This window comes from Reichenbachiella sp., from assembly GCF_039969095.1.
Lineage (GTDB): Bacteria > Bacteroidota > Bacteroidia > Cytophagales > Cyclobacteriaceae > Reichenbachiella.
The window spans coordinates 316,577-335,048 of the sequence record NZ_JBDVOL010000010.1 but is presented as its reverse complement, the minus strand read 5'-3'; the positions used below and the strand labels follow the sequence as shown (position 1 = coordinate 335,048).

General features: G+C 38.0%; 10 protein-coding genes. 6 read left to right on the top strand and 4 right to left on the bottom strand.

What is annotated here, in order from left to right:
- Positions 1 to 115: 115 nt before the first annotated feature.
- Genes ABJH98_RS04735 through ABJH98_RS04720 form a run of 4 tightly spaced genes read left to right on the top strand, consistent with a single transcriptional unit; the run spans position 116 to position 4,261 of the window.
- On the top strand, positions 116 to 352 hold the full coding sequence (locus tag ABJH98_RS04735; RefSeq protein WP_084373960.1) for an acyl carrier protein: 237 nt from the start codon (positions 116 to 118) through the stop codon (positions 350 to 352).
- A 32-nt stretch (positions 353 to 384) separates the two neighbouring features.
- Positions 385 to 1,638, top strand: coding sequence for a beta-ketoacyl-ACP synthase II (gene fabF, locus ABJH98_RS04730; RefSeq protein ID WP_348306482.1), 1,254 nt, complete (start codon positions 385 to 387; stop codon positions 1,636 to 1,638).
- Positions 1,639 to 1,663: 25 nt separating this feature from the next.
- The gene (gene rnc, locus ABJH98_RS04725) at positions 1,664 to 2,380 is read left to right on the top strand and encodes a ribonuclease III (protein WP_348307242.1); all 717 of its coding nucleotides are present in this window, start codon (positions 1,664 to 1,666) and stop codon (positions 2,378 to 2,380) included.
- An 18-nt stretch (positions 2,381 to 2,398) separates the two neighbouring features.
- A complete protein-coding gene (locus ABJH98_RS04720) occupies positions 2,399 to 4,261 on the top strand; it encodes a nitrilase-related carbon-nitrogen hydrolase (protein ID WP_348306481.1) in 1,863 nt (620 codons plus the stop codon).
- Here the strand turns inward: ABJH98_RS04720 and ABJH98_RS04715 are convergent.
- On the bottom strand, positions 4,258 to 4,746 hold the full coding sequence (locus ABJH98_RS04715; RefSeq protein WP_348306480.1) for a hypothetical protein: 489 nt from the start codon (positions 4,744 to 4,746) through the stop codon (positions 4,258 to 4,260). The genes ABJH98_RS04720 and ABJH98_RS04715 overlap by 4 nt on opposite strands.
- 330 nt (positions 4,747 to 5,076) lie before the next feature.
- Between ABJH98_RS04715 and ABJH98_RS04710 the strand changes: the two genes are divergently transcribed.
- Positions 5,077 to 6,222, top strand: a complete 1,146-nt coding sequence (locus ABJH98_RS04710) for a N(5)-(carboxyethyl)ornithine synthase (protein ID WP_348306479.1) — start codon at positions 5,077 to 5,079, stop codon at positions 6,220 to 6,222.
- 200 nt (positions 6,223 to 6,422) lie between these two features.
- Positions 6,423 to 9,971, top strand: a complete 3,549-nt coding sequence (gene smc, locus ABJH98_RS04705; RefSeq protein ID WP_348306478.1) for a chromosome segregation protein SMC — start codon at positions 6,423 to 6,425, stop codon at positions 9,969 to 9,971.
- A gap of 86 nt (positions 9,972 to 10,057) precedes the next feature.
- Here smc and ABJH98_RS04700 read toward each other — a convergent pair whose 3' ends face one another.
- The 3 genes from ABJH98_RS04700 to priA all read right to left on the bottom strand — a co-directional run bounded on the left by ABJH98_RS04700 (position 10,058) and on the right by priA (position 18,458).
- Positions 10,058 to 11,329, bottom strand: coding sequence for a M48 family metalloprotease (locus ABJH98_RS04700; protein WP_348306477.1), 1,272 nt, complete (start codon positions 11,327 to 11,329; stop codon positions 10,058 to 10,060).
- 186 nt (positions 11,330 to 11,515) lie between these two features.
- Positions 11,516 to 15,775 (bottom strand): CHAT domain-containing tetratricopeptide repeat protein, encoded by a 4,260-nt coding sequence (locus ABJH98_RS04695; RefSeq protein ID WP_348306476.1) that lies wholly within the window; start codon positions 15,773 to 15,775, stop codon positions 11,516 to 11,518.
- A gap of 157 nt (positions 15,776 to 15,932) precedes the next feature.
- Positions 15,933 to 18,458: a primosomal protein N' gene (priA, locus tag ABJH98_RS04690; RefSeq protein WP_348306475.1), complete on the bottom strand. Its 2,526-nt coding sequence runs from the start codon at positions 18,456 to 18,458 to the stop codon at positions 15,933 to 15,935.
- Positions 18,459 to 18,472: the final 14 nt, after the last annotated feature.

Below are 18,472 nucleotides of genomic sequence, written 5' to 3'. Positions count from 1 at the left end.
AAATCAGCGAAAATTCACCCCCTTTATGTACGACTTGGGGATTACAAAAATTAGTTTGGCATTAAGACTTTTAATATCTTTCTTTGCACAGATTTTTAAACCAAACAATAATAAAATGTCTGATATAGCACAAAAAGTTAAATCAATTATTATCGACAAATTAGGAGTAGAAGAGTCTGAGGTAAGCAATGAAGCGAGCTTCACAAACGACTTGGGTGCTGACTCTTTGGACACTGTCGAATTGATTATGGAATTTGAAAAGGAATTCAATATTTCTATTCCAGACGATCAAGCTGAAAATATCGGTACTGTAGGACAGGCTATCGAATACCTAGAAGCGAACGCAAAATAATTTAAACATACCTAAAAAGGGAACTAGCATTTATGCAATTAAAGCGAGTTGTAGTTACCGGCATTGGAGCTCTTACACCTATAGGAAATACTGCTGATGAATATTGGCAGGGACTTTCTAAAGGTGTAAGCGGCGCTGCTCCTATCACCCGTTTCGACGCGGAAAAATTCAAAACCCAGTTTGCATGTGAATTGAAAAATTACGAGCCAAACGATCATTTTGATCGCAAGGATGCTCGTAAAATGGATCTTTTCACTCAGTTTGCTCATATTGTAGCAGATGAGGCTGTTCTAGACTCAGGATTAGATCTTGAGAAAATAGACAGAGATCGAGCTGGTGTGATTTGGGGAGCTGGTATAGGTGGATTAAAAACATTCCAAGACGAAGTCATGAACTTCGCCAGTGGTGATGGTACTCCACGTTATAATCCTTTCTTCATTCCGAAGATGATCGCAGACATTGCTCCAGGCATGATCTCTATTAAGTATGGATTCAGAGGCCCAAATTTTACTACCGTAAGCGCATGTGCCTCAGGAACAAATGCAATTATTGACTCATACAACTACATTCGATTGGGAATGGCAGATGTATTTATTACCGGCGGATCAGAAGCTGCAGTGTGCGAATCTGGTGTCGGGGGATTTAATGCCTTAAAAGCATTATCCGAAAGAAATGACTCTCCAGAAACGGCATCAAGGCCATTCGACAAAGACAGAAATGGATTTGTACTTGGTGAAGGTGCCGCGTCACTTATATTGGAGGATTACGATCATGCAGTAGCTCGTGGAGCAAAGATATATGCTGAACTAATAGGTAGCGGAATGTCTGCTGATGCTTATCATATGACTGCACCACACCCTGAAGGGATTGGCGCTACGAATGTAATGATCAACGCATTGAAAAATGCTAACTTGAAGCCTGAAGATGTTGATTACATAAATGTACATGGTACTTCCACTCCACTCGGAGATATCAGTGAAGCTATGGCTATACAAAATGTATTCAAAGACCATGCTTACAAGCTCAATATTTCATCTACTAAGTCAATGACTGGCCACCTTTTAGGTGCAGCTGGAGCTATTGAGGCAGCAGCATGTGTAATGGCCATACAAAATGGAGAAGTACCTCCTACCATCAACCATTTCACAGATGATGAACAGTTTGATTCCAAACTGAATTTCACATTTAACAAATCCCAAAAAAGAGACATTAAGGTGGCACTAAGTAACACCTTCGGGTTTGGAGGTCACAATACTTCCATCATTTTCCGTAAATTTGAAGGGTAATTTTGTGAAACTAATTTAAAAGCAGCTGCTGTTATTCAGAAACGCTAAGGACCGGAATTTTGCCGTTTTATTAAAACGAATCATTGGATTTAATCCATCCAATCTGAAACTGTATGCCCTAGCGATGAGGCACAGTTCGGCAGCACAAGAGAGTCGAAAAGGTTTTCTTGAATCAAACGAACGTCTCGAATATCTCGGAGATGCCGTTTTGGGTATGGCTGTTGCCGAATATCTATTCAACAAATATCCATTCAAAGATGAAGGCTTTTTGACTGAGGTACGTTCTCGAATGGTCAATCGTGAACACCTAAATCAACTGGCTCGAAAAATTGGTTTAGCAGATGTGATCAAGTACAATGGACAACTCAAGGCCAATGGGCAATCCTTTAAGTCTATTTATGGTGATGCTTTAGAAGCACTTGTTGGTGCAGTGTATTTAGATAAAGGCTATTCAGCGACTAAAGCGTTTATTTTCAAGATGTTGATCATCCCCCACATTGATTTGGATGAAATCATCAACAACAACACCAACTTCAAAAGTAAAATCATTGAATGGTCACAAAAGGAAAACAAAGACCTTCGATTTGAAGTAGAAGAACAAGACAATCAAAAGCATTTCAAAAAATTTGAAGCTAAAGTGTTTGTAGGTAAAAAAGAAATCAGCGTGGGTCACGGCTTAAGTAAGAAAAAAGCTGAGCAAAATGCAGCTGAAAAGTCCTGTCAAGTGCTTAAAATTGATTAGAATTTTCTAAATCTACCTATGAGCCAAATCCGAATTGCTGGGGCATGCCTCAATCAAACGCCAATCGACTGGAGCAATAACATTTCTAATATAAGGAATGCTATCAGTGATGCTAAAAATGAGAATGTCAAAATTCTTTGTTTACCGGAGCTTTGCATTACCGCCTATGGATGCCAGGATTTATTCCTAAGCGAATGGTTAACAGAAGAGGCGATTAAACAATTGCTTGCTATAGTGCCTCTTTGTGAAAATATTACTGTGGCCATTGGTCTACCTATTCAACACAATCAAAAGACTTACAATACCACTTGCCTTATCCAAAATGGTCAGATTTTAGGATTTTATGCCAAGCAAATGCTTGCCAATGATGGCATTCATTATGAACATAGGTGGTTTTCTCCCTGGCCCAATGGAGTAGAAGAATCAATTACTATTGATAACACCTCTTATCCTATTGGCGATTTGACTTTTAAAATAGAAGGTATTCATATTGGCTTTGAAATCTGTGAAGATGCTTGGAATGAAGTCCGACCGGCTTGCAGACTTTTAGAAAAAGGAGTTGAATTGATACTCAACCCGAGTGCCAGCCATTTTGCCTTCGGCAAACATAAAATTAGAGAAGAACTGATCGTTTCTAGTAGTGAAAAATTCAAGTGCCACTATTTATATGTCAATCAACTAGGTAATGAATCTGGAAGAGTGATCTATGACGGAGACATTATTTTAGCTAGTCATGGTCAATTGTTAGCCACGAATACAAGGCTCTCTTTTCTACCCTATCAATTGATGACTTTTGATATCGATGTCAAAAACAAAAAATATGATCAAAGCGATCATGTCGATGATTTGAACAACAATCGAGACTTTGGCAAAGCAGCCTCACTGGCTTTATTCGATTATCTCAGAAAAAGCAAAACCAAAGGTTACACTTTATCATTGAGTGGCGGTGCAGACTCTTCTTCCATCGCGGTATTAGTCGCTGAAATGGTTAAGAATGGCGTACAAGATTTAGGCAGGGTGAAATTTCTAGAATCACTCAATCTAAAAACTAACTGGAGAAACGATATTGAAGAAAAGGAGGCAATTAAGAAAATTGTCAATAAAATATTAATTACTGCTTACCAAGGCACGAAAAATTCATCTGAAGAGACATTGAATTCCGCTAGGTCTTTGGCTGAATCTATAGGCGCACAATTCAAGTTGTGGGAAGTAGATGATGCAGTTAATACCAATCATCAAATCATTGAAAAAGCCATAGGTCGTCAATTGACTTGGGAAGAAGATGATATTGCCATGCAAAACATTCAAGCTCGAACTAGATCTCCGCTGATTTGGATGATGGCCAATATTACTGGCACAATCCTCCTCACCACTTCCAATCGAAGTGAAGGAGATGTGGGTTACACCACTATGGATGGAGATACCAGCGGTAGTCTCGCGCCGATTGCAGGTGTAGACAAACCCTTCATTCTACAATGGCTCCAATATGCAGAGAAAGAGTTAGGATATGAAGGGTTATCTCATGTCAATAGCTTAACTCCAACGGCTGAATTACGTCCAAAGGAATTCACACAAACAGATGAGGATGATCTGATGCCCTATCCCATCATGGTCAAAATAGAGCGATTGGGAATTTTTCAACGAAAGTCTCCATTAGAAGTTTATCACAGCCTAAGTCAAGAGCTAATTATTGAATCAGAACTATTGAAGAGCTATATCAGAAAGTTTTTTAAGCTGTGGTCTATCAACCAGTGGAAGCGTGAAAGATTAGCTCCTTCTTTCCATCTAGATGATTTTAATGTGGATCCAAAAACCTGGTGCAGGTTCCCTATTTTGTCAGGAAGTTTTGCTGAAGAATTGAAGCAGTTGGATTTGGTTTAATATTTTCTATCAAGCACTTCTTTAAGAACGAAAGCTTGGCGAATACCGTCATAATCTGAAAGCATCTCATCTATATTATCCTTCATTTCACCATCAGCCTCCTCTTCAACTTCAAAATGTGAATCACGCATGAATTCAATTTTTTTACGTTCCAGAGGTTTGTGTGGTACGATATCTATAAGTTCATCCTTGTCAACAGCTTCAATATTTCGCTCCTGATAGTCCACTAAGTCTGTAGCCAAAACTGGAGTAGGTTGTAATGGCTCTTCTTTTTCTTTTTTAGTGAAAGCAGGCGTTTCTTCTCCTGTTAGCTCTTTGAGAATATCTTCAAAAGTTGGTGTAGGCTTCCTGGCAGGTCTTGGAGTATCCAATTCCTCATATTCCTCTACTTCAGCCGGAATATCCTGACTCTTTTTCTTTTTAAAGAATTTTGACAAAAGATAGATAGCCCCTAAAACCAGATAGTACAGTACTGAATCATCCATGTTTCAAATGTAAGTAAATCCCGACCTTTAATTTTATCACGCCTAAAGTATTTTACTTCCACTCATATCATGGTCTCCTTTTTTCCATAAAATATTGCTAACAAATAAAGAGCTACCTTTGTATTGGATTGTTTATCCGTTTTTATTGATCATTCCCGCTTACAACCTTTTCGGAATGGCCAAGACTGTTCTAGTCCGCTTTTGATTAATGAGACATCAAGGTCACTTAATGTATGACCTCTGAAAAGTAACCCGTCTGTTTTTTATTATTTAACGAATCACTTAATTCATTGCTCTGTGATTTGTAATCATTTCTTAAATCAAAATCACATGACTTTATTAACCATGGGTGTCATAGGCACGTCAAAAAAACAAGACGAGCGTCGTGTTCCTATCCATCCCGAGCACCTCAGTAGACTCCCTAAACATATTCGTCAGCAACTGATCTTCGAGCAGGGTTACGGCATACCATTCAATATACCAGATGAAGAAATTGGAGCACAAACAGGTGGAATAGCCTCTAGAAATGAAATTCTATCTGATATCGGCTCAGCTATTATTGCAAAACCTGTGCAAGCTGACTTGGAAAACATGAAACCCGAGGGTGTGCTTTGGGGCTATCCTCATTGCGCCCAACAAGCAGCGATTACGCAAACGGCCATAGACAAAAAATTGACACTCATTGCATTTGAAGACATGTATGTTTGGCACCCATCTGGTCAAATGGGAAGGCACACCTTTTACAAAAACAATGAAATGGCTGGATATAGTGCAGTCATACACGCCCTACAACTCAAAGGCATCGATGGTCATTATGGGAACCAAAGAAAGGTGATCATCTTTAGTTTTGGTGCAGTGAGTCGTGGTGCCATATATGCACTTAAAGCACATGGATTTAGAGATATTACCATTTGTATTCAACGGCCTGATCATGAAGTGAGGGAAGAAGTGTTAGATGTGCATTACAGCCGAATAAGAAAAGGCAAACCAGGTGAAGCTCGACTCATAGTGGTCGAACATGATGGCTCCGAACGCCCCTTGCTTGAGCTCATTAAAGAATCAGAAATCATCATCAATGGCACGTATCAAGACACAGACGATCCGATCGACTATGTGAAAGAAAAGGAGAAAGACTATCTAAATCCAGGCACCTTAATCATCGATGTGAGCTGCGATGAAGGCATGGGTTTTTATTGCGCCAAGCCAACTACCTTCAAGAATCCAATGATCTCAGTAGACCAAATAGACTATTATGCTGTAGACCATACACCAAGTTACTATTGGGAAAGTGCAACCAGATCTATTTCTGCAGCCTTGGTGGTGCATCTACCTTCTGTCATTGAGGGACGAATAAGTTGGGCTGAAAACAAAACCATTCAAAATGCCATCAATGTTGACAAAGGAGTCATAGTGAAAGATCACATTTTAAGATTTCAAAATCGGGAAAACAATTTCCCTCACTTAATCAAGGACTAAGACTCTATAAAATAACTTTTCGGACATCAGTAATCAGGTTGTCTGAAAAGTTAAGTGTAAAAATCATGAATAAGGTGATTAGGTACAATTGATCTCATCAAGCTAAATGTGGTTTAATTGTTAATAAGTTTGATAATTGACTCAATTGGTCTTTCAGAAATACTAATAAATTTGTTGGTTCTGAAAAATGTGTACACTGAATGCAACTGACTAAATTAGAGATTAAAGGATTCAAGAGTTTTGGTGACAAAGTAGTTATCAATTTTGATGAAGGCATAACGGGAATTGTAGGGCCAAATGGTTGTGGAAAGTCTAATGTAGTAGACTCCATTCGCTGGGTACTAGGTGAGCAAAAAGTAAAATCATTGCGCTCAGAAAAGATGGACAACATCATTTTCAATGGAACCAAAAACAGAAAACCTACTCAGCTAGCAGAAGTATCTCTTTCATTCAAAAACACAAAAAATCTACTCCCTACTGAATATTCAAACGTAACAATAACTAGACGATACTATCGATCTGGCGAAAGTGAGTATCAGCTCAACGGCGTGACTTGTAGATTGAAAGACATTACAAGCCTATTCCTTGACACAGGTATAGCCTCCAATAGCTACGCTATTATAGAGCTTGGTATGGTGGATAATATTTTGAACGACAAGGACAATTCAAGAAGAGGTCTATTCGAAGAAGCCGCGGGTATATCCAAATTCAAAATTCGTAAAAAAGAGACGCTCAGAAAACTCAATGATACGGATGCCGATTTGGATCGAGTAGAAGATTTACTTTTCGAAATTGATAAGAATCTCAAATCATTAGAACGTCAGGCCAAACAGGCTAAAAAATATTATCAGGTAAAAGAAGACTACAAAACTTACAGCGTAGAGCTTGCTAAATCCACTTTACAACAACAAAAAGAGAAACTTGAAAGTCTCAAAAAGGCTACTGAAGTCAACAACGACAAAAAAATCAGCCTCAACAAGCAGTTAGCCGAAAAAGAAGCTCAAACGGAAAAAGCCAAAGCAGACTTGGTAAGCAAAGAAAAAACCCTCGCTACCAGACAAAAAACGCTCAACGAACATGTCAATAAAATACGGCAGTACGAAAGCGAAAAGAAAATCAAAAATGAACGTCTTCGTTTTTTAAATGATCGAAGTGATAGCTTGAAGGAAACCATAGAACTAGACAGAAAGAGCAGCGAACGATCTGCATTTTCTATCTCAGGTCTAAGCAATGAGAAACTTTCTTCCGAAAAAATATTAAGCGAGGTGTATCATAAACTTGAAACACTAAAACAGGATTTCGAAGAAGAAAAAGCAAAGAATGAAGCACTTAAAAATGAAGGCGAAGAGCTAAATCTCAACTTCATCAATAAGAAAGAAGAAGTTTATCAACTAATCAAATCACTTGAAATCAAGTCTATTCAAGTGAGTTCTTTAAAGCAGGAACTTGAAAAAGCAGCCACAGACACCTCCTCCAAAACGGAAAACCTGCAGAATTTCGAAAAGCGAATCGCTGAAATTGAATTAGAGAAAAAAGAAAAACAAGAGCAATACGATTACCTCAAATCAAAAGACGAGGAACTAAAAAACAGAATCACACATTCTGAAAGAACTATTGAAGTCATAAAGGAGGAATTGACACAAGTCAATCGAAAGCTTGATGCTTCTCAAAACGAATACAACCTGACGAAATCCCTGGTAGACAACTTGGAAGGTTTCCCTGAAGCTATTAAATTTCTAAAGAAAGAAACAGGCTGGAGTAAAAACGCACCACTCCTATCTGACATTCTTACTTGTCCAGAGGAATATCGTGTGACGGTAGAAAACTACTTGGAGTCATACATGAATTACTACATTGTAGACACCGAAGCAGAGGCCTTTAAGGCTATCAATATCTTGAGTGATGCCTCTAAGGGGAAGGCACATTTCTTCATTCTCGATCGATTTGAAAAATTCAAATCCACACAGACAGAAATCATGGAAAATGCCGTACCGGCCACCGAAGTGGTAGAGTACGACCCAAAATATAAGAAGTTGATCGGCTATATATTAGATAATGTCTATATCAGCAATTTCAACGACCCCGAAGGTGTAGATCATAGAGATACTGTACTCATCACCAAAAACGGTAAGGTGATAGACAGACAGTTCAGTATTTCTGGTGGTTCTGTTGGCCTATTTGAAGGAAAAAGAATAGGTAGAGCCAAGAACTTAGAAAAGCTCTCTGCATCAATTAAAAAATTAACAAGCAAGCTCAATGAGGTCAAGTCAAACTTGGAAGAAAAGGTTTCTGATCTAAATCGCTTGAAGGAAAACAACTATGACGAACAGCTGGAACAAGTTCAAGTAGAACTCACGCAAATCAAAGAAGAGTACGTCTCGTTTACCACCAAGCAAGAGCAGTTTTCTAATTTATTGACAGAAAACACGAACAAAAGCGAGGACATTCTAGAAAATATCAATGCGCTCAATGAAGAGATTGCTGAGCTTACTCCAAAAAAAGAAACTGAGCAAAAACTGCTTGATGAACTTGAATTAAAGCACACGAATTTCAAAGCTGAGCTGAGTACTTACAATGAACAGCTGAATGAAAAGTCTACAGCATTCAATCAGGAAAACATCCTTTATCATCAGCAGCAAAATAAAGTAGCAAGTATTGATCAGGAAATTTCACACAAGCAGGCGAATCTAGATTCAGCAAAAGAACGAATAGAAAAAAATCAGTCCGATCTCAAACAGACAGATGAAGAAGTTAGACAGTTGATCGAAAAATCAGACTCTAACGATGATCAACTCATCGAAATGTATGAGGAGAAAGACTCGATTGAAAAAGCGGTTACCGAAGCTGAAAAAGACTACTACTCCGAAAGAGAGTTGATAGAAACAGTAGAAAAAGAAGCACGAGAAGTCCAACGCGAACGTGAGCAAACTGACATGAATACCATGGAGGTACAAAACCAGCTCAACGAAACTCGCCTTCAACTGACTAGTGTAAAAGAAAGACTTTCAGTAGAATTCAATATTGATATTGACCAACTACTGATTGACGGCAAGGAAGATGAAGAAAAAACCGCTGCGCTCAAAGACATGAGCGAAGAAGAACTGAGAGCACATGTAGAAAAACTAAAAAGTCGAATGGAAACCATGGGGCCAATCAACCCGATGGCCATGGAAGCTTACGAAGAAATCAAAGAACGCCACGACTTCATTATCGCACAAAAAGAAGACTTACTGAAGGCTAAAGACTCATTGATGGAGACCATCAGCGAGATTGATGCAGTGGCTAAAGAAACCTTTGTTGAAGCATTCGAAAACATTAAAACTAATTTTATTCGTGTATTCCGATCACTTTTTACTGAGGAAGATCAGTGTGACTTGCGCCTTTCAAATCCAGATGATCCGTTGGAATCTGCCATTGAGATTATGGCAAAGCCAAAAGGCAAAAGACCTTTGAGTATCAATCAATTATCAGGAGGGGAAAAAACGCTAACAGCAACTTCGCTCTTGTTTGCCATCTATCTGTTGAAACCAGCACCATTCTGTATTTTCGATGAAGTAGATGCACCATTGGATGATGCCAACATTGATAAGTTCAATAATATCATCCGCGACTTCTCTAGCGAATCTCAGTTCATCATCGTGACACACAACAAGCGCACCATGATATCTACCGATGTAATCTATGGAGTCACCATGGTAGAGCAAGGAGTTTCTAGAGTAGTTCCTGTGGATTTGAAGGAGTTGGCTTAACACCTATCAACCACGATCTATGATCATTAATTTTTTTTATTGTAAAAGACTTGATATCAAATTTGAAATGTGACTTCAATATGATCTCACCACTTGCGGTCAAACTTAGCTTCGTATTGGTATTTGATTTTTTTAGCCTGATTGGTTCTCCCCATCCTCTCGCATATCGACACCAATAGTTTGTAGTGCATTGGCTCCAGAATATCAAAATTTTTAGCTTGTCCTAGAAAGTTAAATGCCACTCCAGAAATCTCTTGATATGAAATATTTCTGATGAAATTATGTACCATTCTAAGGTCTGAAGAATAGCCTATGGTATATCTTGAAAAATACATATCAAAAAGACCATCTCGTTTATGGTCATGAATTTGAATTAAAACCTCAGCTAATAAGGTTGAGATCATTTTATCATCTGGGTAATAATATTTCATTTTCAAGGCTTCATACAAACCTCTTGCGTAAGCATTAGTCTTCAAACTGAAATTAACAATTTCAAATGATGATGTTTTATTAAGCCAAGCAATATCTGTTTCTGTATTGATAGAATCATAGACATGAACTGAAATTTGATCTAAAAGCCTGTCTAACCTAAGACTCATTTCTGGGTGAGAAGTGATCGAATCCATCTTCAAAAACAATACTCTATCTGATCTATCACTAAAGTGATTTAAGTCTTCACGAATCCATTTTCTATCAAATGGGTGTAGCCTAAAATTAAAAGGCTTAAACAATTCTAATCCTATCTTGTCCCTTTCAGGGTTATTTGAATCTATTTTTCCTAATGCCTCAATAGGAGCTCTGGGATTGTTATAAACATTGGAGTATATAAGATAGCCTAATGAATCTGCAGCTGCTTCCAACTCTCGGTTAAATGAAGCGAAGTCATACATTTGATTCTTGAACTCTTCCATATCCTCTGTATTGACATCCTCTAAAAGAATCATATTCAAATCTTGGTCAATCTTGTTTTGATCAATTGTATTCAGTTTTTTATATACATGTTTTAATTCTATGTGAGCAATTTCATGAGCCAAAACAAATGCAAATTGTTCTTCAGTTTCCATTTTCGACAAAAGACCATTATTCACCACAATTGTGCATCTCCCCAATGTGAATGCATTAACAGAACTGGTTTTATCTACCAATATATGCACCTGCATAGACCTATCAGTATACCGACCATCTATCAGTTTATTTTTCAGGTAAAGAAGGTAATTGGTAAGATTCTCATCATCATAAAACCGACCTTGTTTGATCAATTTCACCATACCTTCTTCTACTTGTCTGAAGTAACTCAAGTCGTATTCATCCTTATTTTTTCGTTGATAGATTTTGTGATCCTCAAATTCCGAAATCATTCCATTTGAAGCTTTAGAGCTTAAATTCCAAGGTTTTGGAATAGGTGACTGAGAATAACCGAACGATATAGCACTGATTAAGCACAGAATGCAGTTGAAAATATTACGTATCATTTGATATATATAACAAAAAATGGCTCCACAAATTTAGTAGAGCCATCAGAATTAATGTAAAATCTTGATTCATCAATCCAATCCAATCATAATAAATGGACCCCAGAAGATCGGGTCTTTGTATTCATCACGAATTTCTTGTTTTGCTTCTATAAATGAAGCGCGCTTATCTCCAGTATCTAACCATTTGGAGTAGAATTTCACCATTAGTTTTTGTGTAGCTTCATCTGACACTTTAAACAAACTCATAATAATCGTGCGTGCACCAGCCACTAAGAAGGCTCTCTGTAGGCCATAGACACCTTCACCTGCTTGAATCTCTCCCAAACCAGTCTCACATGCAGACAATACTACCAAATCCGTTTTATCTAAATTTAGATTCATCGCTTCGTATGCCGTAAGGATTCCGTCATCCAAATTGAAATTCGAAGTCGTTTCATTTAATATATCTCCTGCTCCACTCATCAACAAACCTGTTTTCAATAGGGGATTTTGAGCAGCCAGATTTTCATTCATAGCTATGTCTTCCGCACTCAAATCCGCGTCAGGCTGGAAAAATCCATGTGTAGCTATATGAAAAATTTTAGGATTATCCATTGCTTTTATGGCTTGTTCTGTGGCCTGCTTTTCTTTGTGATCGGTAGTCACCCATCCATCCTTTCGTAGCAAATCTTTGAGTTCTGTTACTTCCTTTTCAGTTCCTGGCAATTGACCAATCACATCCGGATTACCTCCCCTAGTGGTAGCACGACCCGTCCAATTTCCTGGCTTCGATGAAACATAATAAGTTGGGTTTCCGAACATTTCGGCTGTGTTTGCTTCCTGCACGACATTTGTAGTGATCTTGTCAAAGAACAAATCTTTGGTATTACTTACCAAAATAATATTTGACCTATCCAAAACAAAGCTGCCATCTTCAAGCTTAATAGCTTCCAGGTTCAACTGATTATAAACTCCATCTGCTGATACATAGATTCGTCCAGGGTTACCAACGACATCTTGAATAGGTCTCCAAAAATTATCATAGGATTTCTGGTCATCAATCCTAAATTTGATACTGTTTCTATACAGTTTCAAATATTTAGACTCCATGTCTTTACCATTCTTCAATAGAATTAAACCTGGTGTACTTTTCTTCTCATTTTTCACGTACATCACAGCATACATGATGGAATCTTTCGAGAAATTGTGATCAAAAACACGAAACCTAACCATCTCAAGAGCCACTTCATTGGGGTTCAAAGATTTCTGTACATCTTCCCATGTCACTACTTTTGAATCAAATCCAGAACTAAAATCTTCAGATTGTTGACTAAGCTGTTTTTCTAAATCTTCCACTTCAACCTGCAATACATTTCCATCTATTCCGGCTTGAGCCAACTGATCGGTACTCATAGAAAGCACTTGAGTCAGTGTTTCCTTTTTAGCTTCCCATTCTCGATAGGTAGAAATCAATGCTTCATCTCCAGAAGCAAGGATTCGTTGTCTGATTTTGATCGATGAGCTAAGCAGTAAGGCTTTGGTCAACAATGCATTGTTGTACAAGGAACCAACCAGATCGCTGTTCTTTTTGTTGTAATTGATAACAATCGTGTTGTAAAACTCATAATCTTGTTTAATTGTATTCCAAAATTTAGCCTTCTCTCTTTCTGACAATGAAGGAAAATAATCTTTGATAAATACAGCATAATTACTGAGCACCTCTTCTATCGACTCTTGAGATTTCTTGATATCTCCTTGCATAAAATAAGTCTTACTCATTTTTGACAGCACCTTCACATACTCTGGATGTGATTTACTAAAAAAGCTCTCATACAAGCTTTTGGCTTTGTTATAGTAGCCTTCAGCCTCCTCATACTGTCTTTGACTGTAATAGATATCGCCTCGTAGGATGTTAATTGTTGCTGCGTTGATATTATTTCTTCTTCCGATTCTTTTGTCCCAAATATTCGCAGCATCTTCTAAGTACACAAAAGCCTCGTCAAACCTGCGCTCCGCCACATAGACTATGGCCAGATTCTTTAAAACTTCAGCATAATGAGGGTTAGACCCTCCTAATTTTTTTCCAATGATTTTTTCAGCGCGTAAGAATAGATCCTCTACTTCCAATGTAGGTGCATCATTATAAAACCTCACCAAAGCTAAATCAGATACTGCCCTTGCCACATCGATATGGTCTCTTCCAAACTGTTTCTCACGAATATCAATAACTTGTTCCAACTGGGTTTCAGCAGCATCATAATCGCCAATAGTCGTATTAATTTTTGCGAGTGTCACTAAACTGGGAGTTATTTTGGATGACTCTTCTCCGAATATATCATAGGTAATATTGTACGCTCTAGTCGCAATTTTTTCGGCCAAAGTATAATCCCCAAGTATCATTTTTAGTCGGGCTTTTAAAATTAAAGGATCGTTCAAATGCCGACTTGTTGAGCCGAATCTTCTTTCTTTTTTCTTTAGATCTCCTTCAATTAACTTTTCGGCATCTCGATATCTACCAATATCCACATAGACTTCTGCCAATTCGTCTTCGATTTCTATACCTGAAGTTTCGACAGTGCGAATCCCAGATTTTTGCAATCTTTCTGACTTACTAATGTTATCTTCAGCTTCGTCATATTCCCCTTTGATTGCAAAAAGTGTAGCCTGCGTGATTAAAGACTGCGCATAGTAACCACCGGCCAATTCTTTATCGGCTTTTTCTAAAATTTTTAAGGCTTCATTTATATTGTTTTCCGCATCACTATATTGACCAATTTTAAACTGAAGGTTAGCAATTTTATCCAGTTCTATGGCGTACTCTACATCCTGATTATCATACTTTCTTCGTGATGCTTCCAATGCCACATCCAATATTTCAGACGCTTTTTCGTACTGGTCATTTTCTTCGTAGAAAATAGCCTGATGATCTAAAATATCAACATAATCCAGATGACCTTCATGAATTTCTTTTCTTACAATCTGATCCCAGCTGGTATTGTAGATTTCTAAAGCTTCGGTAAACTTCTCTGTGAAATCCACATAGTAATTCGCCATCCTAACCTTAGACAAATTGTATTCTGGAGATTCTTCACCATAGAGGTTCAGCTTGATATCCAAAATCTCAGTAAGATATTGGTACGAATTGTCATGCCTTCCATTGATTACTGCTACGCTATTTGCAAATTCTAACAATTCAATACGTTTAGGGTGATATTTTGGAATGACAGACTCTGCACCTAACATTTCCGATACATCATTTTCCAAGCCTACATCCTTTCCTCCTAGCAGCACATCATAATCGAGCGTTTCAAGCACGATGCTATAGAGGCTGTTTTTATCATAATTTTGCTTAATCACTTTCTTAAATTCCGTCATGTGATTATTAAGCTTTGCCTTGTTATCATTCTTGATATAGCTTTTAATTAGGCGCTCGCGAATCCTAACCGTAACATAATGCTGAGGTAGATATTTTCTGACGGTATGAATGTAGGCGCCTTCATAAAGATCTACAACAGCACTTATTTCCAATCCGTTTTCTTCTAAAAGTAAAGTGTTCAAATATTGAGCTTCGCTATAAAGTATGTCTGCCTTGCCTAAATTATCCTTTACCCAATCTGTGGCAAACACAAATGCCGAATCAGCACTTAAGTAATTTCCCATCTTACGATAGGCATCTCCTTTAAACAACATCATTCGGGCAAATTCTCTCATTCGCTCGCGTTCTACACTTTTCTTAGCTCCATCGTCCAAATATGCACGACCCTGATAAAAGTCCATTTTGCCGTTGATCAATTCAATGGCCTCTGTATAATATCCTCTCCCCACTTTTATTTGAGCTTCCAGTACATCTATTGATGCTGCCAGGTTTTCATCCATTCCTGCCTCTTCTAGAATGGGGCGAGCAATATCTAAGTATTCTTTTGCCTTTAAATAATCTCCATACAGAATCATCACTTCTGTTGATTCTTTGAGGAGTAAAGCGTGAACTTCAGAATCTGCACCATTGACTACTTCACTCATTTCAAGTCCTTCGGCTACTGACTGATGAACACCTCCTACAATGCCGAGTGCCACATCGTACTTAGCCTCTTTGATTCGAGCGATTGGCAAAAACTCATTGACTCCACCAATTTTCTTGGTAGACTGCTTTTTGATTTTTTCTATTTCGGACCTGGCCTTCTCGTAGTCCCCTATTTCATAGGCATCTGCGGCTTTTTCAAGCTTTTTATCATATTTAGTTTGGGCCAATGATGTGATGACACAAAGAAATGACAGTATGAGAAGTAGAGATATGTGCTTCATTTGTTCCATGTTGATTAGTTTTTCTACAAGACAAACGAATTTATTCATCCTGTCTTGAATTACGATTCTTCTTATAAAATTAATTAATTTTTAGTCAATTGATCCGAGAAGAATTTACGAATTATCTCAAGTTAAGCCAATATTCGACTAAATACTGAAAAGATTGGTTCAACACCATTTCACAACCTATTAGCAAAAGGTCATGCTAGACTGGATCCACGTCAAAAAACAGTCGCAGTGTTTTGTAATCTCGATGCTGTTTGACTTCCAACCCAAGTTTGTACACCAACTCTTTTACTTTATTAATATTGATCTTCTTTTTCTCAACTTTGATATAAATCTCTTCGATATATAAATTTCGGATTCTTGAAATCACAGGTTGCTGCGGGCCTAGGACTCTTTGGCGACCTAATTCTCCGATCAATCGGCTGGCGTATTGCTTAGATGCTTGTTGTAATATATTTTTCTCTTTGTGTTTCAGAATCACTTTGATCAAACGATAAAACGGCGGGTATTGAAAGTTTTGTCGTTCCAAAATTTCAGACTGAAAGAAGGATTTATAGTCTCCTGTTCTGATTTTATATAAAAGTGGCTCATCAGGCTCTCCAGTTTGTAAGATCACTTTCCCTTGATCATCCTTTCTCCCTGCTCTGCCACTCACCTGTGTAATGAGTTGAAATGCTCGTTCATGAGATCTGAAATCAGGAAAATGTACGATTCGGTCATAATCAAAGACACCCACCAAAGAGACTTTATCAAAATCCAGACCTTTACTGAGCATCTGAGTGCCTACCAAAATATCAGTCTCTCCCCTTTCAAATCGATCAATAATATGCTGATAACCATATTTACTTCTTGTGGTATCCTGATCCATTCGTTGGATATGAGCTTCTGGAAATAATATTTTAAGATCTTCCTCTAGCTTTTCCGTCCCAAATCCGACGGTACGAATAGCCGTAGAACCACAAGCATCGCAAATAGCAGGCACTGATTCTTTATGACCACAGTAATGGCAAATCAGTACGTTATTGCCCATGTGATAAGTCAAACTAACATCACAGCTTTGGCATTTTGGAACGTGATTACAGTCATGACAAATAAGATATGGAGAATATCCTCTTCTGTTTTGAAATAAGATGACTTGTTCTTTCTTTTCTAAGGCATTTTTGATGCCTTCCAACAACTCAGGTGTAAAATCACCCTTCATTCTTTTACTTTTGCGAGAGGTCAAAATATTGGCTAGTTCGAATTCAGGCAATTTGCCTGACCCAAATCTTTGCTCAAGCTTAACAAGTTCGTATTTACCATCTAGCGCATTTTGATAGCTATCAACAGACGGAGTAGCCGTACCCATGAGGACATTCGCTTGATGTAAATGTGATAGCCAAATGGCCGCGTCGCGAGCATGATATCTAGGAGCAGGCTCGTACTGTTTGAACGAAGATTCGTGTTCTTCATCCACTATAATTAGGCTCAGGTTATCAAAAGGAAGAAACACAGACGAACGAACACCAGCAACCAAATTGATTTTCCCATTATTTACACCATTCCAAATCTCTACACGTTCGTTGTCCGAATACTTGGAATGATACACGCCTAAAGCACTACCAAATACTTTATGCAATCGAGATACAATCTGTGTGGTGAGTGCAATTTCAGGCAATAGATAAAGTACTTGTCCTCCGCTTTCAAGAGCTTGCTGAATAAGGTTAACATAAATTTCTGTTTTTCCACTTCCCGTTACACCATGAAGAAGTACAGGTTTATTTTTTTGAAATGCAGAAAGAATTTTGTCTAATGAATTTTGTTGCTCATCTGATAGTGTATGATTCTCCTCCAGGACACCGTCTATTTCTTCCAGCCTTGAAATCACCTTTTCATTTTCAACGAAAATTTCATTTTTCACCAATGTTTTCAAAGAAGACGCAGAAAGATCACCAGTCAACAGGCTTGATTTCAATATGTTTTTATCCTTATCCTCTCCTTCATCTATTCGAGTCAAACTCAAGTATTTGAGTAGGATGGCCTGTTGTTTAGGCTTCTTTTCCAATTGCTCAAAGAGTAGCTGCATAGCAGATTCGTCTTCCAGAAATTGGCCAGCCAAACAAATTGTTTTTACAGTTTTAGGCTTGAATTTATCTTTTACTTGTTCGAAAAGCAGGATGCTTTCTTTTTGTAAAAGAGATTTTAACACGGGATGAATCATTTTCACACCCAACAAATCCGAAACCTGATCAAAACTTAGTCGATCACTGGATTTTAGTGCATTCAAAATAGCCAACTCCTTTTCAGAATATTCCATTTCAGATCTAAAGACATCTGATTCAGGATTGAGTTGAATAAGCGACTCGCTGGTCAATTTTAACCCACTCGGCATAGCGGCATTTAGCACTTCACCTATAGTGCACATATAATACTGTGCTAACCATGCAAAAAAATCTAATTGATAGGCGTTGACTACAGGGGCATGATCTAAACTGTCTAAGACATACTTTGCCTCATAAACTTTAGGAACTGTTTGGTGTACTTCCTGAACTATCCCTGTTACAATTTTCTTCTTCCCAAACTGTACAACCACTCGACTTCCCTTTTCAATATGTGGCTCCAGATCTTTGGGAATGCGATAGGTGTATGTTCCAGGTAAAGGAATCGGTAAAATTACATCCGCGAAATAGGTGATTCGCTCCTCAAAATTATCGTCCAGATCACTATTTAATTCGAGTTGTGACAATTAGCTGCTGATGA

Excerpts from the sequence above, each read along its gene's own strand:
- ABJH98_RS04735 (WP_084373960.1), top strand. The coding sequence starts at position 116 with ATGTCTGATATAGCACAAAAAGTTAAATCAATTATTATCGACAAATTA.
- ABJH98_RS04720 (WP_348306481.1), top strand. The coding sequence starts at position 2,399 with ATGAGCCAAATCCGAATTGCTGGGGCATGCCTCAATCAAACGCCAATC.
- ABJH98_RS04715 (WP_348306480.1), bottom strand. The coding sequence starts at position 4,746 with ATGGATGATTCAGTACTGTACTATCTGGTTTTAGGGGCTATCTATCTT.
- ABJH98_RS04695 (WP_348306476.1), bottom strand. The coding sequence starts at position 15,775 with ATGAATAAATTCGTTTGTCTTGTAGAAAAACTAATCAACATGGAACAA.
- fabF (WP_348306482.1), top strand. The coding sequence starts at position 385 with ATGCAATTAAAGCGAGTTGTAGTTACCGGCATTGGAGCTCTTACACCT.
- ABJH98_RS04700 (WP_348306477.1), bottom strand. The coding sequence starts at position 11,329 with ATGATTTCGGAATTTGAGGATCACAAAATCTATCAACGAAAAAATAAG.
- smc (WP_348306478.1), top strand. The coding sequence starts at position 6,423 with ATGCAACTGACTAAATTAGAGATTAAAGGATTCAAGAGTTTTGGTGAC.
- ABJH98_RS04710 (WP_348306479.1), top strand. The coding sequence starts at position 5,077 with ATGACTTTATTAACCATGGGTGTCATAGGCACGTCAAAAAAACAAGAC.